The organism is Roseibium litorale, assembly GCF_014842915.1.
In the GTDB taxonomy this organism is placed as follows: Bacteria; Pseudomonadota; Alphaproteobacteria; order Rhizobiales; family Stappiaceae; genus Roseibium; species Roseibium litorale.
The window spans coordinates 258,954-282,287 of sequence record NZ_JACYXI010000003.1 but is presented as its reverse complement, the minus strand read 5'-3'; the positions used below and the strand labels follow the sequence as shown (position 1 = coordinate 282,287).

The window sequence follows — 23,334 nt, the reverse complement described above, 5'->3', positions numbered from 1 at the left end:
GAAATCAGTTCCGGTACTGCTGGATTCGCGTCGCCCGAAGACCCGCAAGCCCATGCTTTTCTATGGAACTCTGCCAAGAGAGGAATTCCTCAACCGTCAGAGTATACCGCTGACAGGCCTCTTCCAGGGAAAGGAGACCACCGCGCACTGCGGCAACCACCTCTGCCTTCCGCCGTATCACCCACCGCTTCGTTGAAGTCGGCGGAAGATCCGCGATTGTTAGAGGACTCCCATCGGGCCCGATGACATATTTTACACGCGAACGAATTTGTTCGGTCATTGTACTCTCACACAAACCATGACCAAGGTTGATTTTGAGAGTACAGCCAGCTGTTTAAAATTTACCTAAGCACCCGTAGACGGATTATTAACTATAAAATCTCGAATCTCTAAATGATATTTAAGAAAAACCACTTCAACTTGCCTAAATTTGTAACTATTGAACTGACTTCTGTTAACTATGTGCAGACTGGCTGGCAAAATGCAAAACGGCACCCCAGTTGCCCGTGGATGCCGCTTAAATCCGAACTACTAATTTTTACAAACGCTTGGATTCTTTCCCGAACGCAAACTGTTAAGTTGCCCGGCTAACCGTAAGAACGGAGCTGACCGGAACCCGGAGAGTGCCGATCTTCAGAATTGCATCCCCTGAGGAAAGATCTACTTCGTCCACCACTCCGGAGATCTCAGTAGAGACCGGCTCGCTCTGCCCCTGCTTGTCTTTCATTTTAAAGGTGATTGTATAGGCGCCATCATCGGAATTCGTTCCGCTGTTGGAAATGCCATCCCAGTAGTAGGTGTTGCTTCCCTTCGCAAGATTCAGATCATCGCTGAATATCAATGCTCCAGACGCATTCCGGATTTCCACGGTGCCTTCGGCATCGTCCTGGATGGAGTAATCCCAGCTCGCAACACTGTCCTCAAGCATGGTGGTGCTTCCGGATGCAGTGACCTCCGCACCAAGATAGCTTACATAGCTTGAGGCGCGGCTGGATTCCATCGCTGATACCAGCGTCTCCAGATACTGGTTGGTCTGAATGGATTGCTCGACGGAAGAGTATTGCACCAACTGGTTCGTGTACTCTGCGGAATCCAGGGGATCCAGCGGATCTTGATTCTGGATCTGTGTCGTCAGCAATGTCAAAAACAGCTCGTAATTCCCGCTCAAAGCGTTCGAAGCAACGCTGCTCTTTGAGCCCGAAGACGCTGAAGTACCTGATACGGTGCTCATGAGGTCAACTCCTTGACTAGGCCAAAGCCTGCCTTAAACCCGGACGTCGAGACCGGACTGGTTACGTCGTGCATAGTTTCCGGCCAGTGGCTCACTGACTGCATCATCCGATTCCTGCGAAGATGAAGACCGGTCTGAGTGGCCACCACCGGATCCATTGTCCTGCGAAGAGGCAAACCCCTGGCCGCCATCATCACGAAGTGAGAACTGAAGACTGCTGGAATCCGTGTTCAGCCCGGCATTTGCCAATGCCCGCTCAAGGCCGCGCTGATCCCGCATGAACATGTCCAGGGTTTCAGGGCTATCAACAATCATATGGGCTTGAACACTACCGTCCTTGGCAACCTTCATATGCACTTCGACACGGCCAAGCTCCGGCGGATCCAGCCGCATCTGGAACTTGGTGTCACCATTGCTGAGCGTGCGCGCCATGGCAGAGGCAATCTGGGAGGCGGCCTGCCCCGTTTGGGAATGGGCCTGCGTCTGGGCCTGTGCCGTTGCAGCATCCATCCGGGCAAGATGCTGGTTCGTGGTGCGCAGCTGGGTGGCGAACTCGCCATCCATTGTCAAACCGTCCGTGCCGGACGTGCTGTCGTCCTCTGTTAGAACGGCAGCTCCAGCTGCAGCCATGGCGGCCGGACCCGCTGCATCAGACTTGGCCGCTGCGTCGCTCTTCTGCGTGCCTGCTGTCACCGGCGCACCGGGAACCGCAGCGTCCTGACCAGCCACCTGCGGCTTGGGGGAAAGCGCTGATGGCAAATCACCACCATCAGCAAGCGCATCGGTGGCCGAAACAGGAAGGGCACCCTCATCTGCCGTAGCGGCTGAATTGCCCAAAACGGGCTGCGCTGTTGCGGCAAGGTTCTCACCTGCCTTTGCAGCCCCTTGCCCCGGTTTGGAACCCTGCGCACCTGCTGCGGCCTGAGCCAACGAGGCGGTAGATGCCGTCTGAGGCGAGGTCTTCACAAAGGAGAGAACTGTTTCCCCTGCATCAGGGACACTCTGGCCGACTGCCGTCCGCAACGTTTCACCTGTCTTCAAGCTTTCGCCGCCATCCAGATCGGCCAAAAGGACAGGGTCGGGCTGAGCGGCAGGCTGAGGCGCGGCCACCTGAGGCGTGGCGGGAGCTTGAGATCGAACGGACTGTGCGGAACGGGCGAGTTCAGGCAACTCCGACAGCCAGCGCTTCCCCGGCGCCTTGACCGGCGTCACGACTACACCCTCATCTTCTGTCAGGACAGGTGCTCCGGACGCCCCCTCGTTCAAGGCAGTCTGAACATTCCCCTTGCCAGCTTCCGCGGCAGGAACAACACCGGTCATCCGGTCACGCACCCCGGCAGCAACGGCCTGATCCGCATCAAGCCCTGCGGCAACCGGAGTATTCGTGTTCACCGCAGCGTTCGAATTTGCAACCGCCACAGCCGGCAGATCACGAAAACCAACGGCCTGCGCCTGAGCAGGAAACGCGTCAGCCTTGCCGATAGCTGGGGTCCTGACGTCAGCTTGCTCATCCTCCGTCATGGGAGCTGCGGCAATAGCATTCCCGCCCTCGACAGGTATAGAACGAGCAGGCGGCTCAGAAGAGGGTGATGAGACAGGAGCGCTGGACGGCACCTGTACCGCGACCTGCGCCTTCGCTGTTCCCGCCAGCGCTTCGACATCAGCATCAGCCGGAAGGACATCTGCAGCAAGATCAATCAGTTGCGCTGCCCCCATCGAAGCAGTTGCGGAAAGACTTGGAGCCTCAACCGTGGCGAATTGCTGCTCCAGCGCTGACGAGATCGATGCTTGCGGCACACCAGGCTGCGGCACCGGAGCAGAAGGCATGGACAGCTGCGGCGCGCCCGGCACTTCAGCCTGCGGCTGAACCGGCATGCCAGCCTGAGGCGTCAGGGCAGAGATCTCCTCCCCCGCCCCGGACTGCGGCCCCGCACCTTGCGCTGGAGCATCGGAGGCAAGCTCCGCGCCAGCATCAACCGCACCCGCGGTCAAACCAGCTTCCGCATCAACCGCCACTTCTGCAAAGGCAGAAACTGGCGCAGGCGGAACGGGAACCGGCTGAATCATTGCCAGCGCATCCGGCATGCCGGGATCATCGGCCGCCTCATCCGCATCATCAGCCGGCAACTCAAACTCAGCAGGACCTTCGGCGTCCAACCCACCGGTCAAGCCAGCCACTGGCGCATCAGCATCAAGCTGCAATTCATCCGGCCCAGCGCCGTTCAGAACTGGCAGCTGGATCTGTGCGCCTGAATCTAACCCATCCAAAGAAGAAAGGTCCGGCAAAGCGGCATTGGCCATCTGAGGGCCAGTAACTTTTACCTTTGCCGCCAAGGACGACGGAGGAACCGTCGCAGTCCCCAGATCCTCACCGGCGGCCTCACCATCACCGGAGAGATTGGCGAGCACCTGCGAAAACGCGTCAAGCGCACTTGCAGGCGAACTTGCTGCTGCACCCTGCCCAGCAGACAGGGCATTCGAGGAGACTTCAGTGTAGAGACCAACTGGCAGCAAGGGTGCCCCCATTTCCGCATTTTCCAGCCCGGCAGACCCGGACAGACCAACTCGGACAATCAGATGCAAGCAGTACGCCAGAGCAAATAATAATCTAAACTCATATTTTTCAGACACTTATTCAGATCAAAGGGATCGCCCTCCCCGCCCGGACCGGCAGCGTTTTCCCACCCCCGGCAAAGCTTGCCGGGTATGCAGCTGGCGCAATTGGCTTGCCGCACCCATTTCTGTATAGTGCGCCCCAACTGAAACCCTTCTGCCGCCGGACCGGACTGGCCGGGACTGCAAATAAGGCGATCGCCGCGGCCAACGCGCATCCCTGCGGCCCGAATACCTTGGTGAAATGTAATGCTGAACAGCCTGGATCTTCCCGGCCGCCCTGAAGACACACGTGTTGTCGTCGCCATGTCCGGCGGCGTTGACAGTTCCGTCGTTGCCGCGCTGATGAAACAGCAAGGCTACGATGTGATCGGCGTCACCCTTCAGCTCTATGACCATGGCGCCATGGTCAGCAAGGCGAAGGCCTGCTGCGCGGGACAGGATATTCATGACGCCCGCCGGGCCGCCGAAAAGATAGGCATTCCTCATTATGTCCTGGACTATGAAAGCCGCTTCAAGGAAGCGGTGATGGACCGGTTTGCCGACAGCTACATCGCCGGTGAAACCCCGGTTCCCTGTGTATCCTGCAATCAGACGGTCAAGTTCCAGGACCTCTTGAAGACCGCCAAGGATCTGGGAGCGGATGTGCTCGCCACCGGCCACTATGTCCGCACCGCCATTCAGGGCAACAAGCGCGCCATGTTCCGCCCGTCCGATCTGGACAGGGACCAGAGCTACTTCCTCTTTGCAACCACCCAGGAACAGCTGGACTTCATCCGCTTCCCTCTCGGCGGCATGCCCAAGGCAGAAGTGCGGGAGCTCGCGCGGGAGTTCGGCCTTTCAATTGCCGATAAGCCCGACAGTCAGGACATCTGCTTCGTCCCGGACGGCAATTATGCCGAGGTGATCAAGAAGCTCCGGCCCAATGCGGCGGAGCCAGGAGAGATTATCCACATCGACGGCCGCGTGCTCGGCCACCATGACGGCATCATCCATTTCACTATTGGCCAGCGCCGGGGCATTGGCGTTGCCACCGGCGAACCGCTTTACGTTGTGCGGCTTGATGCGGATACCCGACGGGTTCTCGTTGGCCCGCGCGAGGCGCTGGCAACCCGCCGAATCTATCTGCGCGAACTGAACTGGATCGGTGACATGCCTCTGGATGAAGGATGTGATCTAGACATTTTTGCCAAGGTGCGCTCCACTCGCCCGCCCGCACCGGCCCGCCTGCGCGTTGAAAACGGCAAGGTCAGCGTCGATCTGGTGTCAGGCGAAACCGGCGTTGCGCCAGGCCAGGCCTGCGTGTTCTTCGACAGCGATGGAGACGAGGCACGGGTTCTGGGCGGCGGCTGGATTGCCAGGGCAGAAAGAGCTGGCACCTGGACCATAGACACGCAACCTGAAAAGGCAGCAACTGCATGACTTCGAGTGAGACCCTTCCGGACCGCCTGCGCAAACTGAAACTGTGGCTGCAACGGCGCTGGAACAGGATCTCACGGGAAGCCAGGCATCTGGATGAGACGGCTGTCCAGACGGCCTATGCCCGCTGGGCACCCTACTACGACATGGTCTTCCGGGCCCCGCTCTATTGGGGCCGCCATGCGGCGGTCAAGCGTATCAACGCCCTTGAAGGACATGTGCTGGAGGCCGGGATCGGCACCGGCATGTCCCTGCCTCACTATGGCAAACACCTGACAGTTACCGGCATCGACCTCAGCGAAGCTATGCTGGAGAGGGCTAGAATCCGGTCAGCGGATCTTGGCAACATCGCCGGCCTCATCTGCATGGACGCCGGCAACCTCTCCTTTCCGGACGATCATTTCGACATCACTGTTGCCATGTATGTGATGCCTGTCGTGCCGGACCCTGCCAGGGTTCTGCGAGAGCTGGAACGCGTCACGAAGCCGGGCGGGACAGTTATTCTGGTCAATCACTTCTCGGCCGCCCACGGACCTCGCGCCATGGTCGAGCGCGGGTTGAAGCGCTACGCGGACCGTCTGGGCTGGAATCCGGAATTCCCGAAGTCACGCGTCCTGCGACACACGTCCATGGTGCTGGAGGATGAGGAAACGCTCTCTCCCTTCGGCCTGTTCACCCTGATGAGCTTCCGCAAGGCGGGTGGGACGCCGGGGGACTGAAGCGCCTCCTGCGTCGCCCGCCTCCATTTGCGCATATTGCCTAAGCGATCCGCTATGTTTAGGACACGGGCTCAAGTGTCCGATGCGGGCATGGCCTATTTTTTTGGTCTGCGCATGCTGGCGAGGCGGCCCATTTGGACCTTCACGATTTCTGGCTCGATATCCTGCGCATCGAACGGCTTTCCGTACCAGTCGAAAAGATCATCATGGTCCTCATGCTTCGGATCGGCCATCGCCTCTAGAAACATTTCGAAACCTGGAACGCCACCCACATCCTCGGGAGGCCGCCTCCATTTTCCGTCGATGAACGCAGGCAAACGGGCGCCTGCCGGCATATCGAACAAGTCCAGGACCTCGACGTGGTGCTCCCAGTTGTCCCCCATATCGTAGATGTACAGGAACTCGGAAATGCCGCTGTCCCGCAGCTTGGTCAGACGTGCCGTGCTGGCATTATAGGTCCTTTCAAGACCCTGATCGCCGTCAAGCGGAAGGCTGTAGCACCGGTCGGCAACATCAAACTCCCAGAGATGGCAATCGAACCACAAGAACGCTGCCTGAATGGCCTCATGCAGCCCCTTGAACGTCATGGACAGCGGAACCTCGATAATCCGCCACGGAGCCGGGTCGAGATCAAGCAGTGTAACGCGAAGACGGGCTGCGTCGGAAATCTGTTTGCGCATCGGGGGTTTCTTTCGGCGGCTAGGATCTCTGGGTTTCATGTCTGAGGGAGGCATTCTTTGCCTTCCGCAGACAAAAAACCACCCCAATTCCAGGCAACCCCAGGCACAATTTCCACAGGCCGCCGCTGTTTTCAAACACTTGCCGCAATTGTTGAAAACCATATCCACCGCCGCTTGACAGCGTGCCCATTCCCTCACTATAAGCACCCCACATTCGCAGCGGCGCCCGCCGCAAACGGCGACGGATGGCGGAGTAGCTCAGCCGGTTAGAGCAGCGGAATCATAATCCGCGTGTCGGGGGTTCGAGTCCCTCCTCCGCTACCAAATTTTCCTGTCCGGTCCGGAGACATAGGTAACTGTTTGTGCCGGAGACATAGGTTACAACCTCGTATACGGCATCGGCACCTCCCAAAAAACGGAAAGTGTTACACAACTCTCCGCAACAGTCTGCCGCCAAGGTCTCTGATCAGGCACTTGCCCTGCCCGCTGCCATGAACGGAATGCCGATCATGGAGCGCTTGTTCCAAGGCATCGAAAGCAAAGGTGGCATGCCCTGTACGGCGTGCCCGCAAGCTGGCAATACGCCGGGCAAATGCGTCGATGAGCGGGTCATCGAAGGCGTTATTGGTTAGAGCCCAATCTCGAGCGGTAACATAGACTAGCCCCTGCCAGGCAGCCACTTAGGTGAAATCCGGAACCCAGGCCTGTTCAGCGCCGGTGCCTTGAAATGCCGGTTATCACGGTCGACTGAACCGAATGCTGACTCGTCCGGGGATGTCGTTTTGGCCGGTTTGCCGCGAATGACGCACCGCAACCCCATCGACCTCGTAAACCGGGCGACGGCGCAGCGGGCAATCTCAAAGCCTTCCCGCTCCAATGACGCAAGACTTTCCGCATGCCGCAGACCTGGAAGTTCTCTTTGAATACCCGGGTGTATCTCGATCTTCAGAGCAGCATCGCGGCAAGCGCGGATCGGCAGACGATCCCTATCCACCCGCTTGGCTATGTTCTCATAATAAGCCGATTGGGCAATCGGCAGCGGCCTGCAGATCAGCTCGGGACCGAGCACGGAGCGGTGCTCATAAATGAAGGATATTATCGCTTCAGCAGGCGCCAAACTTTCAGGCTCGCTCCACCTGGACAAAATCAGCAGACGCCTTGCGCAAGATCCCGTTCGCCTGACGAAGCTCACGGTTCTCCTGCTCCGATGCGTCCGTCCTCCCGGCGGCATCACTCGGCAGACCCGCGCGTTTGCCGCTGCCGGCCCCGGCCCTCTTTAGCAACTCATGAAACGTTCTCACCAAGCCGCCGGTCTTGTCGGCAATCGAAGATATTGCCCCCCACGGGACAGGATGTTCCGCTTCATTCTCCGTCACGATTTAACCACGCGGACAGGAGCATCAGGAAGGGATTTGCTCGTCGTTTTGGTTGCCATATAGAACCGGCTTCACACAAGGTGGGGTCTCTGGCAGCAGGCCACGTTTCACCCGGCCTATCTGAGATAGTCGAGCACGCTGAGGCTTGTCATCGTGCCAAGCGCCGAGTAGCTGGCCTCAAGCTGGGTCTTGTAGTTTGCAGCTTCGACGGCAACGACGGCGATATCGACCGAGGCCAGAGTGGTGGCCAGGTCGGTCACGGTTGCCAGATAGTCCTCCTGGTCGCTGATATAAGTTTCAAGGGTCGAAGCCTTGATGCCGGTGATACTCTGCAGAGCCAGGATCTGATCCTGTGCATCCACCAGCATCTCTGAAGCAGCCGAAAGATCTTCGGAGGTCAGATCCGTTGCGGTTGCCAGATAGGACAGGGTCCGGATGGCTGTCTCGAAGGCGGTGTTGTCGGCCGTAATGCCGTAATCGAGGGATCGGTCGCTGCTGAGGCGGACCGACTGCACATAATCGTCGCCCTGATAGTAGCTCGTGTCTTCCGTGGTCAGATCAGTTGTGGAGAGGCCCGAGATATCGACAGGTTTGGTTTCTGTCTCTGCGCCCGCAAAAAGGTAACGGCCTTCATACTGGGTGTTGAGCAGGGAGGTCAGTTCTTCAAGCATTGCTTCGGCAGTCGCCTGAAGCGTAGTGTCGGTGTTGACGGAAGCCGCCGAAAGCTGAGAGCGAAGATCGGTCATGAGGTCACTCATGGAACCGAGGGCGTCGTAGATCATCTCGATCCGGGAGAGAGCCTGCTCCGCCGTCGAGATGGAGGCTTCTGTGCGTGCTGCGGAGACTTCCAGGCTGGCGACCACGCCAGCAGAACTGCCCAGCCCGCCATAGTCGGTCGAAATCAGACCGGTGGACTCCTGCACCTGCTTTTCCGCAAGCCGCGCCTGGGTCTTCATTGCATTTTGAAGAACGGTGGAGGTCTGGCCGAAAGTTGCAACGCGCATGCTCATGGTCAACGCTCCTTACTGTACTGCGGCCAGCAGGTCCTCGAACATCTCCTTCAGGATGCTCAGGATCTGGGAAGACACGGAATAGAGTTGCTCGAGCTCGGTCAACCGGACCGTCTCTTCATCAACGTTGACGCCATAGGTGGAGGAGATGGTGTCGGTGACCGTTGTCAGCTCTGTCTGGGCCAGTTCCAGGGCCTTGTCGGCCGCGTTCGACTGGGAGACGATAAGTGACAGGATATCGGTCGCATAGGAGGCAAAGTCCTCCTGTCTGGCGCTCAGTGATCCGGCCTTATCAAAGGATGTTTCGCCCTGAAGCGCATCAAGCAAGGCTTCCGCAGTCTCCGCTGCTGTGCCGCTGCTGCCGCTGAGGAGCGTGGAAGGGTCCGATAGCATGTCCTGATTGACAGCGATATCACTTGCCGAGGTTCCTGTCAGGAGATCCGGAATGACCGCATTCAAGGTCGTGATCAGTGCCTCCGACAGTTCGTCGAGCATGTCCTGGGCAGCGGGCAGGGTTTCATCGCGAAGCTCCAAAAGACTGCCGATCGTACCCGTGCTGATGCTGTCGGTGATGTCGTTGCCGTCGACCGTAATGCCCGAAAGTCCGGAAGACGTGCCGTCATAGCTTTGGCTGGCGGTGATTGTCGTTGTCTCGTCGAAAGACAGGCTATGGGCCGTGGAGTCCACCAGTACCTGGCCGGAGGTGGTGTAGACCTTTATACTCCCGTCGCTTCCAAGGAAACTGGTCACGCCGAGATACTGGGACAGCTCCGCAAGGGCGGTATTGCGCTGATCCTCTAGATCTCCCGTGCTTGCGCCGCTGGCCTTAGCCGCCACGATCTGGTCGTTCAAGGCGTCGATGGCCTCGATGGCAGCATTCGCTGCATCGACACTGGTGGCGATGTCGGAATCCGCGTTGGAACGCAGGTCCTGAATGGTCGACGACAGGTCGTTGAGTTCGTTCCTCAGCGTTTCCAGCGCGCTGAGCGTTGAATAGGCCAAGCTGGTGCTTTCCGGGGTTCCGGCGAGGTCTGAGACGGCGGTTTCGACATTTGCCAGCATATTTGCAAGCGACGTGCCGGTATCGTCCGAGCTCGTTGTCGACCCCATCGCGGACTGAAGCTGGTCCAGATAATCGGCGGTCTTCTCCGCAGCCGCAGTCTCCGAGGTGGCCGACGTCAGCTGCTTCATCAGCAAAGTGCTGACACCTGAGCTGATGTCGCCGACGGAAACACCACTGCCGGTCCCGGCACTGGTGAGCGCCGAGGTCGTGGCGCTTTTCTTGGTGTAGCCTTCCGTGTCCGCGTTCGCGATGTTGGACGCGGTGACAGACATCTGCACCTGCGTCGCGGCAAGCGAGCTGGAGGCGATTTTCGCAGCTGCAGACAAGGACGTCATGGTAGAAACCTTCTGGTCTAGGGGTTAAAGGCAGGGTGCTAGGCCTCTCGTACAGGCCGCAGGGAGACAGGAGCCGCAGGGCGGTCCTTGTATTGTCCGTTGCCACCATAGACCGCAGGCGGCTTCCGCTCTTCGCGGATGACCTCCATGATCGTTTCCACACGCCTGCGGTTGCTGGTCATGGCCTTTTCAAGATGCTTGTTGTTTTCTGCCAGGCAGACGGAAAGCTCGCGGTTACGCTCCAAAAGCTCCTCAAACAGCATCGGCGATGCCTGGAGCAGAACGTTCTTCTGGGTGCGGAACAGCTTGATCCAGTTCTCATAGTCGTGGATCAGCTCGCGTTTGCGGGCCAGAAGATCGTCGATAGCGGGCTGAGCCTCTTCCTGAAGGCGCCGGGATTCCTCGCTGGTCACCGAAATCAGCTCGTCCGCGACGCTGATCATGTGCAGGATGGAGCTATCGATCTTGGCGATCATGGCCGAAGACAGAGAGATCTGCATGGGAGGAAGGCCTCTTCTTGTGAAAGTCAGGGTGTCTTGGTCTTGATGCGTTGGGCCTGAACCGCGTAGGCGCCGGCGACCCGGCTTGCGGAATGAGCGCGGGACTGGGTGCTGGACACCTCGGTTTTCCCGGCGCGCATCTCCCGCAAGAGGTCCTGCAGGTCACGCTTCAGCAGCAGAAGGTTCAGCCGGGCAGCCGGATTGCCCTGATCCCGCGCCAGCCGCCGGATTTCCGACGAAAGCCGCCGAAGCTGAGCCAGATTTTCCTCAAGCTTGCCCGGGAGAACTGTCATCTGACGGCATCAAGCAGTGTGTCGAACATGTCACTTGCGGTGGACATGATCTGGGACGAGGCGGAATAGGCCTGTTGAGCGCTCAGCATGCTGGAGAATTCCTCACTGGTGTCCGTCGTACTGGCTTCCAGCCATCCGCCATTGATGGTGCCCGCACCGCCTTCCCCTGCCTCATGCAGTGTGCTGTTGCCGGAGGCAGAGCTTCTCGCATAGACGCCGTCGCTGAGTTCGGTTAGGCCGTTAGCATTGGCAAAGGTCGCGACGGGGATCTTGTAGATGACGCGCTCTTCGCCATTGTCGAAGAAGGCCGTCACGGAGCCATCGTCAGAGATCTCGATGGAGGTCAGCGAGCCATAGGCCAGGCCGTCCTGGGTGATCTGCTGGATCTCGATGTCGGGATCGGTGTCGTCGGAAGCATATTGGGACAGGCCGTCAGCGCTGCCGACCGTGCCAAGATCGAGAGAGATGGTGCTGTCTGCCGCGCCGGTGGTCCAGCCGGTGATGGAAAACTCTGCGGGGCTTGGGTCGGTCGAAGCCAGAGTGCCATCATCATTGAACACAATTTCAATGATGTCAGTCGAAGAGGTGCCGATGGTCTCACCGGAGCTGGAAAGTTCCGGGTCTCCGACTTCCATCGACCAGGTATTTTCCGCCGTCTTTGTCCAGGTTACGGAAACGGTACTGCTCGTGCCAAGGGAATCATAGACTTCGAACGTGGTCTCGAAACTGTCTCCGACGGCAGCATCTGCGGGCAGGTTCGCCTGGAAACTGACTTCGGACGTAGCGTCCACCGAACTTTTCACGCTGTCGATGTCGATGGCCACAAGCGAGCTTTCGCTCGTTCCGCCAATCACATCCCCTTCCGAGTCGGTTGCCCAGCCCATGAGGTAATAGCCGTCATTGACGAGATAGCCGTCTTCGTCGACTTCAAACTCACCGTTTCGGGTGTAATAGGTCTGACCGCCGTCCGTATCGTTGGAAACAACGAAAAAGCCGTCGCCTTCGATCGCCAGGTCGGTTGAACTGCTTGACGCGACCAGCAAGCCCTGCTCGGTGATGTTCGAACTGGTGGTTGCTGTCACACCGCCGCTGCTAGAACTGCCACTGCCGGCAACGAGGCTGGAAAAGCTGGTGTCGGTCGACTTGTAAGCCGTAGTTTCGGAGTTCGCGAGGTTGTCCGAAATATTGGAGAGGGCCTGGCTCTGAGCGTAAAGCGCAGAGATTGCGGAATTAATGGCGCCCATCAAGCTCATATCGGGAACTCCTTAGCTTGCCAGGATCTGAAGGACGTTCTCAACCGAGAACGACGCGTCGCCAATCTTCAGGAGACTGTCGTCGTCGGAGACGTCTATGCCTGTGACCTTGCCGATCACGGTGGTCGAACCGTCGACGGAGTCCCCATCGGAATCGGTTGCTTCGACGCTGATGGTGTAGGTACCGCCATCCTCGAGCTGTGTGCCGTCCGTGGTCGTGCCGTCCCAGGTGAAGGAATAAGTGCCCGCGTCGGTCTCGCCACTGCCGGTCCAGACCACGTCACCATCTTCGTTCAGTATGTTGATCGTGGTGTCGGAGGCATTTGAGTCGAGGGTGTAGGTCCACTCTGCCGAACCGTCTTCAAGGCTGGTCGTACTGCCCGTGACCTCAACTGTCTGGCCGATGTAGCCAAGACCGCTGGACGAAAGCGTGCTCGACAACGTCGAAGTGATGCTTTCCAGACTGTCCGCTATCGCTGTCTCGGTGTCGTAACTGGCATAGGAGACCAGCTTGTCCAGATAGGAATCCGTATCAGCAGGGTCCAGCGGGCTTTGGTTCTGAAGCTGTTCGACCATCAGCTGCAAGAAGTCGGAGCTCGTGATCCCCAGTGAAGAAGATGAGGAGCTACTCGTTGTCGTCGAGGTGCTGGTCGTCGTCGAGTAATTGACGGATGAAATGCTCAACTTCTTGTCTCCGTGCAATTCGAATTGGCTGCAAGGGACACGAGGCCGTTATCTTTTTCCTCAGCTGATAGTCCCTTTGTTATTGAAACGGGACTGAGCGAAAGATCAGGCGCAAAAAATTCAATATTAATACAGGAAAAGAATGCCTATTAAAATTTCGCTCTTGGGAAATACTTGCCTAGTATTCATGAAGAGCGTTCTGGGGAGGATTTTTACTGACACCTGGCGGATTTCAGCTGTTTTCATGCCACATGAAACGCTTGCTGCGTAGCCTTGCCGAATGCGCACAGCGCGATGACGGCAAGAAATGCCGGGGCGAGGGGCAAGATGCGATCAGCTGCATCTCCGCAATGCCTTGCCTGATACAGAACAAAAATAAAAAACCCGGCTCTTTGGCCGGGCTCTTTGGGCTGCGTCCGGACGGACCGGGCGGCGATCTTAAACTGTGATGTCGGTGGTCAAACCGGTACCTGGAGCTGTTTCCGCGCCGGACGTTGCGTCCTGCGAGGAGAAGCTCTCACTGATTTGCTCTGCCAGGCCGTAGGCCGGGTGAGACGGATGCAGTTCGGTCTGCTTCTGCTGAAATGCGCGGGCCGCGATGCGGTCCGCAAGTCCAGCCGGCGCTCGAAGCTGCACGGCACGGGAGAGATATGTTTCCATTGTTGTGACCTCGGCGAGAAGCGCACGCGCTTCCTCGGACATACTCAGGAGTGTTTCTGCGTGTTTACGGTCACCCGCAGGCCACGAAGCGAGAGAACCGCCAAACTGGTCAAGGCGGTCCTCAAATGCCTCAAGGGACATGCAGGCTTCTTTGGCAGTCATTCCGAATCCGACGTAAGGTCAACTACCTTAAACGTACATGTCCGAAATGTTTCTGTCTATTCCTAGGCATTTCTGACAAGGGAAAACTCGGTTTCAAACTCCTTTAGAAGGGGGTCTAGCGGACGTTGAGATAGGCTTGTCATCTCTGCCCAGGCGTTGCGGAGCTCTAGCAAGCCAGTCGACAATTTCACGAGCCTCTGAGTGGCATCTGGCTTGCCGCAAACCGCGTTGATAGCTGAAATATTGCGGGTGTAGGTATCCAGAAGCTGCTTTGCCAACGCACCGCCAGTTTCCAGATTCAGGTTCTGCCTCAGCCCCTGAAGAATGCCGACTGCACGCTGTGTCCGCAGGTAGGCCTGCTCGAACTCGCGGGCGGCCAGATGCCTCGAGGTGAGGATCAGGGCGTTGAGCACTTCATCATACAGCAACACGACGGCTGAAAGAGGTGGAACGGCGACGGCGGCTTGGCGGTACGCGCCAATGGCCCGGTTCATGGCATAGGACATGATCAGTCACTTCCTGAGTTAAGCAGGGCTTCAAGGTAATCGAGTGTGGATTCCGCTTCCTCAATGGCCACTTGGTAGGCCGCATAGCGGGCTGCAAGCGTGTCCCGATAGGTTTCCGCACGGCTGCGGATATCATCGGCATCTTCTTGCAGATCTTCGTTGGTTTCGGTGAGACTGGTCATCATGTCTTCCAGGATGCCGTCGTCAGAGTTGGAGTATGACTCGATGGTGGAGTAGAGCTTCTCTACAATCCCGCTAGAGAAGCTGAGGTCGACCGACTGGCTCTCGTCGCCGGTGAAGACGAAGGTGATACCCTCGTAGATCGAGCCTTCCGCACCGTTGATACGAGAGCCGCTGATGGTGAAAAGGCTGCTGTCGCCGTCAACTGAAACGCTTGTAATATTGCCCTCGTCATCGACCTCAATATCGAGGCTCAGGCTTTCCGGCATGTTGGACGACCGGTTCAGCAGAGCAATGTCAGTGGATGTGGAGGTCATCTGAAAGGCCAGAAGATCCTCAATCGCCTCCACGTCTTCAAGCAGGGCTTCGTTCAGGGTCGTCTCGTCGAGAACGAGATAGTTGCTCTCGTCATAAGTCAAGCCGAGCAAGGCCATGGAATCTGTGTCGATAACGGTCGACAACGCGTCCGCAATTGCCGTGTTCACCGCCCGAAGTGTACTGTCGCCGAAGAGAACCGCATCGTCGGAGGCCCCGCCTGCGGATGAAGTCGCCTGCTGGGTGACCGCCCATTCGCGATAGGCATTATAGGCATCGACCAGGGCGGTGATCGCGGACTTGATGGATGTCAGGTCGTTCGAGATCTCGACGGAGATCGAATTGTCCTCACCCGTCTCCTGGTAAAGATTGAAGGTCACGCCATCAATGAGGTCATCGATGGTGTTGGTCGTGCGGGTGATCTCAATCCCGTCGAGAGTAATAATCGCCGACTGGGCTTCCTGCAGCTCGCTGGTGAAGCTGCCGTCCTCGTCGGTCAGGCCAAGCGAGCCAGTAACATCATCTCCTGAAACGTCAGTCAGAACAATTTCCTGACCGGTTTCGTCGGCACTCAGGATCAGGCGGAAACTTCCCTCGGAAACTTCAAGCACCGTCGCAGAGACACCCGATGTGTCCGACTGGAGGTTGATGGCTTCCGCGATTTCCGCGAGCGTCATGTCTTCGGAAATCTCGATGTCTACGGCTTCGGCATTCTCCAGCTGGATGCTGAACGTTCCGCTCAAGCCAAGCTCAGCGGTTTTGTCTTCGACGGCCGTACCGGCAACTTTCTGTGCCGACGCTAGCTGAAGGATCTGCAGATCATATGTGGTGATCGTTGCATCGGCCTCGGCGGTGACAACGACGGCGCTCTCTGCGTCCACATCACCCACAGCGGTCAGATAGGCTGCGCGGGTGGAAAAGATATCGTCATTGGCGGTCAGGCTGTCTGCGGTGCCGCGAATGGTTTCCGCTGCGCTGACGATGTCCTGCAACAAGGACTGCATTTCCTCATAGGCCGCGATTGTCGCTTCATTGTCCTCGATCTTGAGATCGATGGAATCTGCCCGCGTTTCCTTAGCGGCGACAGCAACTTCGATGAGGGCATCCCAGTCGGTGTCGGAAGAGCTGGTGGAATAGCTGTAACTGGTGGATGTGGTCGTCGTTGATGACGTCGTCGATGTCGTTGTTGTCATGGAGGACGATCCTGTCAGTCCGGTGCGTGTCAGGCGCAGTCAGGTTCCGGGCCGCGGATAGGGAAAGGCGGATGCCTCATTGCGGGGTTAACCCGCGGCCCGGAATTCCGCTTCGGATTACTGCAGCAGCTTGAGCAGGTTTTCCGGCATTTCGTTTGCCTGCGAGGCAGCGGCCACAGCAGCCTGAACCTTCACGCTGGCTGCGGAGAGCTTCGCCTGTTCCGTTGCAATGTCCACGTCAGCAATTGCGGACTCAGCGGCTTCCAGGTTTTCAATGCTGGTTTCCAGCTGGGTCGAGCGGAACTCGAAGCGCGACATGGTCGCACCCATCTCGGCGCGTGCCTTGGAAACATCGTCGATCGCCATATCGAGGACAGCGAGGGCTTCAGCTGCACCTTCCTGGGTGGATACATCCAGTTCGTCGATGCCGAGAGACTCGGTTGTCAACGTTGTCAGTGTCAGGGTGATGGTATCGGTGTAATCCGAACCGACAACGACATCTGCGCCCGTCGAGGCGGCTTCGGTGGTTGTGCCGGTTGCTGCCACAACGCCCGTGGAGGTCTCCGTCAGTCCGAGATCGCTTGCTTCGATGCCGGTGAAGTCGCTGAGGGTCAGAGAGGCGTCGCTGCCTTCCTCACGGGTAGAGATTGCCAGGTTGCCATCGCTATCGACCGAAGCGGTAACAGTGTAGTCGTCTGCATCAACCAGCGCATCATTGATGGCGTCCGCAAGATCCTGAGCGGTGAAGCTCTGCGCGGTGGTGCTGTCCTCATCGCCGAGTTCTACTTCCACATCGCCGATCTTGAAGGAAACGGTAGAGCCAGACGCAATCGTCAAAGCGTCTTCAACGCTGCCGAGATCAGTCGTGGTGGTCAGGCCGAGGGACGAAGCGTCAAACGAGGAAGATCCGGTGGCCGAGAAGTCGGAGACCGTTACTTCCAGAGCATCGGTGCCGGTCAGAACCAGGTTGCCGCTGTCGAGCGAAGCGTTGGTTGCTCCGGTTGCTGTGTTGATCGCAGTGACGATGCTTGCGGCGGTGATTGTCTGCGCCGCAGTTGAGTCGGCGTCACCAAGGGTGATGGTTGTCTCAGCACCATCAATCGTCAGTGTGAAGCTTGCGGTTTCACCAGCTGCGAGTGACAGGTCAGCCAGAGCGGTGGTGGCGTTCAGAGATGCGACTTCTCCTTCGATGGACGAAATAGAAGCCGTTGTGGTCGCTGCTGTTTCAACGGTGTCGTCGGCGAAGTCGCTGGTGCCATCCAGAAGGCTCTGACCGTTATAACGGGTCGAGGTCGAGATGGCGTCAATTTCGTCCTGCAGCTCTTCGAATTCTGCCTGGATGTATGCACGTTCCGTGTCGGTCACCGTTCCGGACGCGGACTGGGACGCCAGGGTCTTCATGCGCTCCAGGATATCGCTTACGTTCGCGGCTCCGCCGTCTGCCGTCTGCAGGATCGAAATGCCGTGGGAGGCGTTCGTCGAAGCCTGTTCGAGGGCTGTGACGTCCGAAGAGATCTTGGTCGAAATTGCGAGACCAGCAGCATCATCGGACGCGCGGGTGATGCGTGAGCCACTGGCCAGTTTGGCGAGGGAGTCCGACTGGCTCTCCGAGTTGGCGTTCAAGTAGCGAACTGCAGTGTTCGCGGCAGTGTTGGTCGAGATAACGGGCATCTTCAACTCCTGATGACATTGGGGCCACGCCCCTTCTCTCAGGCGCGGTCTCGGCGCCGGAAACCCGCGCCTGGACCTTCAACGCAAGAAGAGCCCCAAATCAGGCGAACAAAATTCAACTGGCCGTGCGCAAATAGTTAATACTTTGTAAATATCGACAAGATCTCGCCACCCGTGTTGCGCAGCAAATGGCGGAGTTTCTGGCGTCCACGCTTCAAAAGAGCTTCAACAGCCGAAACTGACGTCTCCATTATTTCTGCGATCTCACCGTTGCTCAGGTTCTCTGTATAGGAAAACACGAGCGCAATTCGTTGCTGATCTGGCAGTTTCGCCATGGCCTTCTGAAGCATCTCGCTGGCTTCCTGACGCGCAAGGGACTGCATCTGATCGCCGCGATCATCTTCGAGTTCCGGCAGTGTCTCCATCGTCTCGACCTTGGGGCGGCGTAGGAGATCAATACAACGGTTTGAGATCACCCGGTAAAGCCACGTCGAAAACCTGGCACGCCCGGCTTGCCAGACGGCACGTTTCGTCCAGACCTGCAAAAACGCATCCTGAACGACGTCTTCTGCATCGGACGCATTGCGGAGAATCCGATAGGCAACCGCGTAGCCGCGGTCGACGTGCCGGTCGATAAGCGTGCGAAAGGCCACCTCACTATCCCGGCGGATGAGCTCCAGAAGCTCTTCGTCGGACACGGCCAGAAGGTTCAAGCTGCGCGCACCCGCAGACCCACCGGCACCGGCCTTGAGCTCGTCTTCCAAACCGAGTTCGTTTTTCACTGATGGCAAGCCCATCTTCTGTGCCCCCGTAGTCCCGGCCGAATGGAGCTCCACTGATCCATCCATGTCTATTGAACGGCGGCCGACGAAATTTCAGGCGCAAAAAAAACACTTAAATTATTGTTTTTTATAGGAAAAAAGTTCCCACCACCCGGCAGAACTTGCCTAGGAGAGATCAGCATAGGGGAGACCGGAGGCATAGAAGCCGCGCGAACAGCAAGCAGAGCTGGGGTCATAGAGCTGCAAAATTCCGATTTGACGGGTGAATGACTCATAATTAACTAAATACAAAATCAGCATAAATCTAATATTTTATTCAAGAAACAATATATTTAAGCTGTTATTTTCAAAAAATACTCTCGAAGTATGTCAAATATCTTCGTTTATTTTCCTATAAATTCTTAGTTATTCTAATTTTTTCTTTTATTTTCTAAACGTATCTACCCAGAGAATTTTTGGTTGCACTCTTCTGTTTTGGGCCGCAGGGAAAAAGCTCTGTTGCAAGAATTATGATTGGCTATGACAGGTCCGTCACAGTCATCTTAGCTTGGAATCGAGCTCCAGTTGAAGCATCGCACAGAACCCAGCAAGGCCGCCCGGTCCAAGGCCGAAAGCGCATTCCAAGACGCCGGACCTCGACGAAGGCGTTTGACCTGATGCTGTGGGCGGTCCGCGAACCGGCGCAGTGTGCGGATTTGGCCTTTGAGCCCCCACCGGACCGGCCGATGACATGAAAATCCTGAAGCAGGTTAGCGGACTTTTATGCCCCGGGGACGGATGTTCATCGAATTGATTGATCAGGACGGATTTGAGCCAGGCCGACACCTGATGTTTGAAACAACTCTCGGGACCGGGCCTATACCGAGGAGATCCAAATCTCCCAAGATCGCCGCATGTATGAGCTGACCGTCACGGAGCAGGCCATTCCAGGGATCGTCTATCGTGCCAGGCACAGACTGTTTTCGCGATCTGACATGATGGATCTGCTCCAGAGCACTGGCTTTGACGTGACCTGGCCGGACCCCGAAGCGCTGACTGCCTACACGGTCGGCTCCAGAAAATGCTGTGTCCTCGCAGAAAAGGCCAGAGGCCGATTACCGGTAAGACCCTCAGATGGAACGGGTTTTTGTTCTTCAAAACGGCAGTCTCTCCTGACAAACAGCCCCTGCCCTGCCACCAGAAACCGCAAAAACTTCGGGGTACCGCAGAAACCGCGGCACCCCGAAGGACAAGGCTCCGCTTCCGGCGGAAATAGGCGCCCTTTTCGCCAGGTCTTATTCTGCCGCCTCCTGATGGAACTGAGCTTGCCGGGCAACACTGACCTGGCGGCGCATCTGATTGAAGATGTTGATCTTCTGGATATCGCTTGTGCCGCCTGCGATCCGCATACCCACTGCATCACGCAGCTGCCGGCTCAGATCGTTGTTCATGAAGCCAAGATGCCCATGGAGCTGGACCATGTGCTCGGCAGCCTCCAGAAGCTTTTCACCCGCAAGAAACTTGCCCACGGAACAGGTGATGGACGCGTCCTCTGTTTCCTTTCCAAGCTGCTCAAGACCGGCATAGGTCATCAGGCGGCAAACCACGGACGCGATCTTCATGTCGGTGATACGCCCCTGCACATATTGATAGTCAGCCAGCGGGCGGTTGAAGGCCTTTCTGCTTTCCACGCGCTCCATGCTCTTGCCCAGCATGTTTTCAATAAGGCCTGACGCCATAATGCCGTAGAGCGCGCGTTCGAAGGAAATGATCCGGTAGAGGATGCGCAAACCATCTCCAGGAGCACCGATGATGTTGATGGGATCGATCCGCGCGTTGGTAAAGCGGATGTTCGCGGTTGGACTGGTGCGAATTCCCAGATTGTCCTCCGTTTCGCCAAGCGCGATTCCATCCTGATCCAGGTCGAGGAAAAAGAGTGTAATATCCCGCTTCTCGCCAAGGGAGGGGATCCGCCCCGCGATCATGCCAAGAGATGCGATCGGGGCATTCGTGATATGCACCTTCTCGCCATTCAGCCTCCATCCCGTCTCCTCCGAATGCGCTGCAACCTGCATCCGGGCAAGATCGGAGCCACCGGTCTTCTCGGTCATGGCAGTCACGCCGACATCGCCGCGCATGACCGGCTCAAGCCAACGCTCCTTCTGCTCCGGCGTTCCTTCTTCCAGGATGATCCGCAACGAGCCGATATGTCCGAGCATGGTCACAAGGAAGCCGAGATCTTCCGCGGTGGTAGCGACGCCTTCCATTGCAGCGGCACAATCAGACCAGGTCCCTCCGAGACCTCCAAGGGACTTCGGAACGGGAATTCGCCACAAACCGGCCTCCGCAAGCAACATCCACGTTTCCCGATCGAATGTGCCCTCTGCGTCGTGTCGCGCGGCGTTCCGTGCCGCATGGCGTCCGAGTTCGGCAAAGCGGTGAAAGAGTTCACTTTGGTATTTGCTGAATTCAAGCTGCATGACATTGCCCTCTTCTGATCATAATTGCGAAGCCGCCAGTTCAGAAATGGCCGTTGTTTGCTCCGGTGATCGAGACAATCCCTGCTTTGCTCAGAAAACTGAAACGAGTTCTTCTTTTGATGAAAATAAGCAATACTCATTGAGGATGCCGGCACAGGGAAAGAACCTGGCCGCCGCTCATCAATAGCGAATGTCCCAATGAAGGCTCAGGCGTGTAATTGGGGACGCTCCGTATCATTGAAGCCGTGCCCGGAACCAGGATCCAGGTCCACCTCGAACGCACGCAGAAGCTGGGACGTGATCCTGATCAGTTCTGCAGATGCCTGAGGCGCCACCCGGACCAGAAGCTCAGAACTCTTCAACACCGGCAATCCTTCCTTGGAGCCGAGTTCAACCATGCTCGCGGGGACAGCCCTTGATGGCAGGACCCCGATTGCCTGTTTTTCCAGGATAGCGGTCCGCAGGGTTGAGAAATTCGAGGAACAATAGGCCATTCGCCAGCGCCTTCCAGCAGCGTCCAATGCTGCCAGCGCGTTACGGCGAACCCCGCATCCTTCGGGAAAAAGAGCAAGTGGCAGAGGCGTTTCGTTTACGACCTGGGCCCCCTCGGCGCTAACCCAGCTAAGCTTTTCATTCAGCAGGCCAAAGCCGGTGACGCCTTCATCGCGGGTCACAAAGGCAACATCCAGCTGCCGGTTATCGACCATTTCGCCAAGCCGCGTCGACAGATCGCTGATGATCTGCATTTCCACCATTTCATTGCGTTTGGACATTTCGCGAATGATTTTGGGCAAAAGCAGTTCAGCATAGTCGTCCGGTAAACCGATCCTCAGTTTGCTGACAGCCGGGCTAGTTTTGACCTCCGCAACCAGAGCGTCGTTGAGCTTGAGAATTTGATGAGCATAGGCCCGGACAACCTCTCCGGTCTTCGTCAACTCGATGGACTTGCCGCTTCCGCGGTCCAGGATTTTCTCTCCGACGATCTGCTCCAGCCGTTTGATTTGCAAGCTGATCGCAGATTGCGTCCGGCACAACGCCTCTCCAGCGGCGGTGAAACTCCTCACTTCAGCCACCACAAGCAGCGTTCGAAGCAAGTCTACATCTACATTGACGAGCGCCATTTTGATTCCTCATCCATCCGATTGCGCAAACTCGTTTCCGTCAAATTCCAACCTATCGCATGCTGGCTCTACCCAAGAAGATGCTTACCAAAAAATGCATCTTTTGGTTGATTTTTTCAAGCGGCAAGTTCTGTCGCCAGAGGTATGGGAGAACGTTGAGATGGCCTCACTGCGCTTCATTTCGACCGGTGTATGCCGACCGAACAAGGCGATTACGAACGAAGATATCGCCTGTAACATCAATACCAGGATCGACCCGGATTGGGTCGAACGGACACTCGGCATCCGGCAACGGTATGTCGCTGAAAATCACGTTCAAACTTCCGACCTTGCGGCTGCGGCAATCGCAGACCTGCTCGATCGGGCGAAAGTGGATGCGGGGACCGTGGATCTCCTGCTTCTGGCGACTTGCAGCCCCGACAAGAGAGCGCCCGCAACGGCCTGTCTTGTGCAGCACAAAGCAGGCCTTGCCAATGCAGTCGCATTTGACATCTCTGCGGTCTGCTCCGGCTTTCTTTACGCCCTGAGCGTAGCAGCTGCCATGCTGCACACCGGATCGTACCGCCGGGCGATTGTGGTCGGCGCCGATATGTTCTCCCGTGTGACGGATTGGCAAAGACGGGATTGCGTATTCTTTGGCGATGGCGCAGGGGCCGTGTTGCTTGAGGCAGGCGGGCTTGGCACGAATGCCCTGTTCGATGCCGAACTCTACACCGATAGCTGCGGCCGGGACGCATTCTCGATCGATGGAAGCGATAGCCCATTCAACATGGATGGGGCAGCCGTATTCCAAGCCGCCAGCAATGCCGTTCCCGCTTGCATCGATCAGCTTCTCAAACGCAACAGCTTGTCCGCCGACTCCGTGGACATCGTGATACCGCATCAACCTTCGCACAACCTTCTGCGGGAGATCGCCCGCCGGGCCGGTATCGGCTTCGAAAAGTTCCAGCTTTCGATGGGACGTCATGCAAACACGGTTGGCGCAACCATTCCGATTGCCCTTCATGACGCGCTTGAGGCGGGCCGCTTGTCCCACGGGGACTGTGTGCTGTTCGCCGCCGCGGGTGCCGGCTTCACCGCCGGTGCTGCCATTCACTACTGGAACTGAG

22 protein-coding genes and 1 tRNA gene are annotated in these 23,334 nt (G+C 57.4%); 6 read left to right on the top strand and 17 right to left on the bottom strand.

Features of this window, described 5'->3' with window-relative positions; translation table 11 throughout:
* Window positions 1–4 precede the first annotated feature (4 nt).
* The 3 genes from sciP to IG616_RS07245 all read right to left on the bottom strand — a co-directional run bounded on the left by sciP (window position 5) and on the right by IG616_RS07245 (window position 3,757).
* Window positions 5–280, bottom strand: coding sequence for a CtrA inhibitor SciP (gene sciP, locus IG616_RS07255; RefSeq protein ID WP_008194991.1), 276 nt, complete (start codon window positions 278–280; stop codon window positions 5–7).
* A gap of 294 nt (window positions 281–574) precedes the next feature.
* A complete protein-coding gene (locus tag IG616_RS07250; protein ID WP_192147466.1) occupies window positions 575–1,231 on the bottom strand; it encodes a flagellar hook assembly protein FlgD in 657 nt (218 codons plus the stop codon).
* A gap of 33 nt (window positions 1,232–1,264) precedes the next feature.
* Window positions 1,265–3,757 carry a flagellar hook-length control protein FliK gene (locus tag IG616_RS07245; protein ID WP_192147465.1) on the bottom strand — a complete coding sequence of 831 codons (2,493 nt, stop codon included), beginning with the start codon at window positions 3,755–3,757 and terminating at the stop codon, window positions 1,265–1,267.
* Window positions 3,758–4,093: 336 nt separating this feature from the next.
* Here IG616_RS07245 and mnmA point away from each other — a divergent pair, with 336 nt between their 5' ends.
* Window positions 4,094–5,266 carry a tRNA 2-thiouridine(34) synthase MnmA gene (mnmA, locus tag IG616_RS07240; protein ID WP_192147464.1) on the top strand — a complete coding sequence of 391 codons (1,173 nt, stop codon included), beginning with the start codon at window positions 4,094–4,096 and terminating at the stop codon, window positions 5,264–5,266.
* Window positions 5,263–5,982, top strand: coding sequence for a class I SAM-dependent methyltransferase (locus IG616_RS07235; protein WP_192147463.1), 720 nt, complete (start codon window positions 5,263–5,265; stop codon window positions 5,980–5,982). The genes mnmA and IG616_RS07235 overlap by 4 nt, the downstream gene beginning before the upstream one ends.
* Window positions 5,983–6,077: 95 nt before the next feature.
* On the opposite strand, the gene IG616_RS07230 is transcribed toward IG616_RS07235, so the two are convergent.
* Complete coding sequence (locus tag IG616_RS07230) at window positions 6,078–6,662, bottom strand: plasmid pRiA4b ORF-3 family protein (protein WP_192147462.1); 585 nt, start codon at window positions 6,660–6,662, stop codon at window positions 6,078–6,080.
* Window positions 6,663–6,909: 247 nt separating this feature from the next.
* On the opposite strand from IG616_RS07230, the gene IG616_RS07225 reads away from it, so the two are divergent.
* Together IG616_RS07225 and IG616_RS23425 are read left to right on the top strand one after the other, a co-directional pair.
* A tRNA-Met gene (locus IG616_RS07225) sits at window positions 6,910–6,986 on the top strand.
* A gap of 98 nt (window positions 6,987–7,084) precedes the next feature.
* Entirely contained in the window at window positions 7,085–7,294 is a 210-nt protein-coding gene (locus IG616_RS23425; RefSeq protein ID WP_192147461.1) for a hypothetical protein, read from the top strand.
* 860 nt (window positions 7,295–8,154) lie between these two features.
* Here the strand turns inward: IG616_RS23425 and IG616_RS07215 are convergent.
* From IG616_RS07215 to IG616_RS07190, 6 genes are read right to left on the bottom strand one after another with little or no spacing between them, the layout of a single operon-like run.
* Window positions 8,155–9,048, bottom strand: a complete 894-nt coding sequence (locus tag IG616_RS07215; protein ID WP_192147460.1) for a flagellin — start codon at window positions 9,046–9,048, stop codon at window positions 8,155–8,157.
* A 12-nt stretch (window positions 9,049–9,060) separates the two neighbouring features.
* Entirely contained in the window at window positions 9,061–10,446 is a 1,386-nt protein-coding gene (gene flgK / locus IG616_RS07210; protein WP_192147459.1) for a flagellar hook-associated protein FlgK, read from the bottom strand.
* A 38-nt stretch (window positions 10,447–10,484) separates the two neighbouring features.
* Window positions 10,485–10,946 carry a hypothetical protein gene (locus IG616_RS07205; protein WP_192147458.1) on the bottom strand — a complete coding sequence of 154 codons (462 nt, stop codon included), beginning with the start codon at window positions 10,944–10,946 and terminating at the stop codon, window positions 10,485–10,487.
* 26 nt (window positions 10,947–10,972) lie between these two features.
* On the bottom strand, window positions 10,973–11,239 hold the full coding sequence (locus IG616_RS07200; protein ID WP_192147457.1) for a hypothetical protein: 267 nt from the start codon (window positions 11,237–11,239) through the stop codon (window positions 10,973–10,975).
* Window positions 11,236–12,492, bottom strand: coding sequence for a flagellar hook protein FlgE (gene flgE, locus IG616_RS07195; RefSeq protein ID WP_192147456.1), 1,257 nt, complete (start codon window positions 12,490–12,492; stop codon window positions 11,236–11,238). The genes IG616_RS07200 and flgE overlap by 4 nt, the downstream gene beginning before the upstream one ends.
* A gap of 12 nt (window positions 12,493–12,504) precedes the next feature.
* On the bottom strand, window positions 12,505–13,176 hold the full coding sequence (locus IG616_RS07190) for a flagellar hook assembly protein FlgD (protein WP_192147455.1): 672 nt from the start codon (window positions 13,174–13,176) through the stop codon (window positions 12,505–12,507).
* A 251-nt stretch (window positions 13,177–13,427) separates the two neighbouring features.
* Between IG616_RS07190 and IG616_RS07185 the strand changes: the two genes are divergently transcribed.
* The gene (locus tag IG616_RS07185) at window positions 13,428–13,625 is read left to right on the top strand and encodes a hypothetical protein (RefSeq protein ID WP_192147454.1); all 198 of its coding nucleotides are present in this window, start codon (window positions 13,428–13,430) and stop codon (window positions 13,623–13,625) included.
* Here IG616_RS07185 and IG616_RS07180 read toward each other — a convergent pair.
* The 7 genes from IG616_RS07180 to IG616_RS07145 all read right to left on the bottom strand — a co-directional run bounded on the left by IG616_RS07180 (window position 13,615) and on the right by IG616_RS07145 (window position 22,225).
* Window positions 13,615–13,998 (bottom strand): hypothetical protein, encoded by a 384-nt coding sequence (locus IG616_RS07180; protein ID WP_192147453.1) that lies wholly within the window; start codon window positions 13,996–13,998, stop codon window positions 13,615–13,617. The genes IG616_RS07185 and IG616_RS07180 overlap by 11 nt on opposite strands.
* A gap of 62 nt (window positions 13,999–14,060) precedes the next feature.
* A complete protein-coding gene (locus tag IG616_RS07175) occupies window positions 14,061–14,504 on the bottom strand; it encodes a flagellar export chaperone FliS (RefSeq protein ID WP_192147452.1) in 444 nt (147 codons plus the stop codon).
* Window positions 14,505–14,506: 2 nt separating this feature from the next.
* Window positions 14,507–16,192 carry a flagellar filament capping protein FliD gene (gene fliD, locus IG616_RS07170; protein WP_192147451.1) on the bottom strand — a complete coding sequence of 562 codons (1,686 nt, stop codon included), beginning with the start codon at window positions 16,190–16,192 and terminating at the stop codon, window positions 14,507–14,509.
* Window positions 16,193–16,309: 117 nt separating this feature from the next.
* Complete coding sequence (locus tag IG616_RS22830; RefSeq protein ID WP_209007332.1) at window positions 16,310–17,863, bottom strand: flagellin N-terminal helical domain-containing protein; 1,554 nt, start codon at window positions 17,861–17,863, stop codon at window positions 16,310–16,312.
* A gap of 137 nt (window positions 17,864–18,000) precedes the next feature.
* Window positions 18,001–18,699 (bottom strand): sigma-70 family RNA polymerase sigma factor, encoded by a 699-nt coding sequence (locus IG616_RS07155; protein WP_343072350.1) that lies wholly within the window; start codon window positions 18,697–18,699, stop codon window positions 18,001–18,003.
* 1,220 nt (window positions 18,700–19,919) lie between these two features.
* Complete coding sequence (locus tag IG616_RS07150; protein ID WP_192147450.1) at window positions 19,920–21,104, bottom strand: acyl-CoA dehydrogenase family protein; 1,185 nt, start codon at window positions 21,102–21,104, stop codon at window positions 19,920–19,922.
* A gap of 206 nt (window positions 21,105–21,310) precedes the next feature.
* Complete coding sequence (locus IG616_RS07145) at window positions 21,311–22,225, bottom strand: LysR substrate-binding domain-containing protein (protein ID WP_192147449.1); 915 nt, start codon at window positions 22,223–22,225, stop codon at window positions 21,311–21,313.
* A 160-nt stretch (window positions 22,226–22,385) separates the two neighbouring features.
* Between IG616_RS07145 and IG616_RS07140 the strand changes: the two genes are divergently transcribed.
* Window positions 22,386–23,333, top strand: a complete 948-nt coding sequence (locus IG616_RS07140) for a 3-oxoacyl-ACP synthase III family protein (protein ID WP_192147448.1) — start codon at window positions 22,386–22,388, stop codon at window positions 23,331–23,333.
* Window position 23,334 lies beyond the last annotated feature (1 nt).

What these genes read in the sequence shown, in the direction of transcription:
- sciP (WP_008194991.1), bottom strand. Translation starts at nt 280, where the DNA reads ATGACCGAACAAATTCGTTCGCGTGTAAAATATGTCATCGGGCCCGAT.
- IG616_RS07250 (WP_192147466.1), bottom strand. Translation starts at nt 1,231, where the DNA reads ATGAGCACCGTATCAGGTACTTCAGCGTCTTCGGGCTCAAAGAGCAGC.
- IG616_RS07245 (WP_192147465.1), bottom strand. Translation starts at nt 3,757, where the DNA reads ATGGGGGCACCCTTGCTGCCAGTTGGTCTCTACACTGAAGTCTCCTCG.
- mnmA (WP_192147464.1), top strand. Translation starts at nt 4,094, where the DNA reads ATGCTGAACAGCCTGGATCTTCCCGGCCGCCCTGAAGACACACGTGTT.
- IG616_RS07235 (WP_192147463.1), top strand. Translation starts at nt 5,263, where the DNA reads ATGACTTCGAGTGAGACCCTTCCGGACCGCCTGCGCAAACTGAAACTG.
- IG616_RS07230 (WP_192147462.1), bottom strand. Translation starts at nt 6,662, where the DNA reads ATGCGCAAACAGATTTCCGACGCAGCCCGTCTTCGCGTTACACTGCTT.
- IG616_RS07215 (WP_192147460.1), bottom strand. Translation starts at nt 9,048, where the DNA reads ATGAGCATGCGCGTTGCAACTTTCGGCCAGACCTCCACCGTTCTTCAA.
- flgK (WP_192147459.1), bottom strand. Translation starts at nt 10,446, where the DNA reads ATGACGTCCTTGTCTGCAGCTGCGAAAATCGCCTCCAGCTCGCTTGCC.
- IG616_RS07205 (WP_192147458.1), bottom strand. Translation starts at nt 10,946, where the DNA reads ATGCAGATCTCTCTGTCTTCGGCCATGATCGCCAAGATCGATAGCTCC.
- IG616_RS07200 (WP_192147457.1), bottom strand. Translation starts at nt 11,239, where the DNA reads ATGACAGTTCTCCCGGGCAAGCTTGAGGAAAATCTGGCTCAGCTTCGG.
- flgE (WP_192147456.1), bottom strand. Translation starts at nt 12,492, where the DNA reads ATGAGCTTGATGGGCGCCATTAATTCCGCAATCTCTGCGCTTTACGCT.
- IG616_RS07185 (WP_192147454.1), top strand. Translation starts at nt 13,428, where the DNA reads ATGAAACGCTTGCTGCGTAGCCTTGCCGAATGCGCACAGCGCGATGAC.
- IG616_RS07180 (WP_192147453.1), bottom strand. Translation starts at nt 13,998, where the DNA reads ATGACTGCCAAAGAAGCCTGCATGTCCCTTGAGGCATTTGAGGACCGC.
- IG616_RS07175 (WP_192147452.1), bottom strand. Translation starts at nt 14,504, where the DNA reads ATGTCCTATGCCATGAACCGGGCCATTGGCGCGTACCGCCAAGCCGCC.
- fliD (WP_192147451.1), bottom strand. Translation starts at nt 16,192, where the DNA reads ATGACAACAACGACATCGACGACGTCATCAACGACGACCACATCCACC.
- IG616_RS22830 (WP_209007332.1), bottom strand. Translation starts at nt 17,863, where the DNA reads ATGCCCGTTATCTCGACCAACACTGCCGCGAACACTGCAGTTCGCTAC.
- IG616_RS07150 (WP_192147450.1), bottom strand. Translation starts at nt 21,104, where the DNA reads ATGCAGCTTGAATTCAGCAAATACCAAAGTGAACTCTTTCACCGCTTT.
- IG616_RS07145 (WP_192147449.1), bottom strand. Translation starts at nt 22,225, where the DNA reads ATGGCGCTCGTCAATGTAGATGTAGACTTGCTTCGAACGCTGCTTGTG.
- IG616_RS07140 (WP_192147448.1), top strand. Translation starts at nt 22,386, where the DNA reads ATGGCCTCACTGCGCTTCATTTCGACCGGTGTATGCCGACCGAACAAG.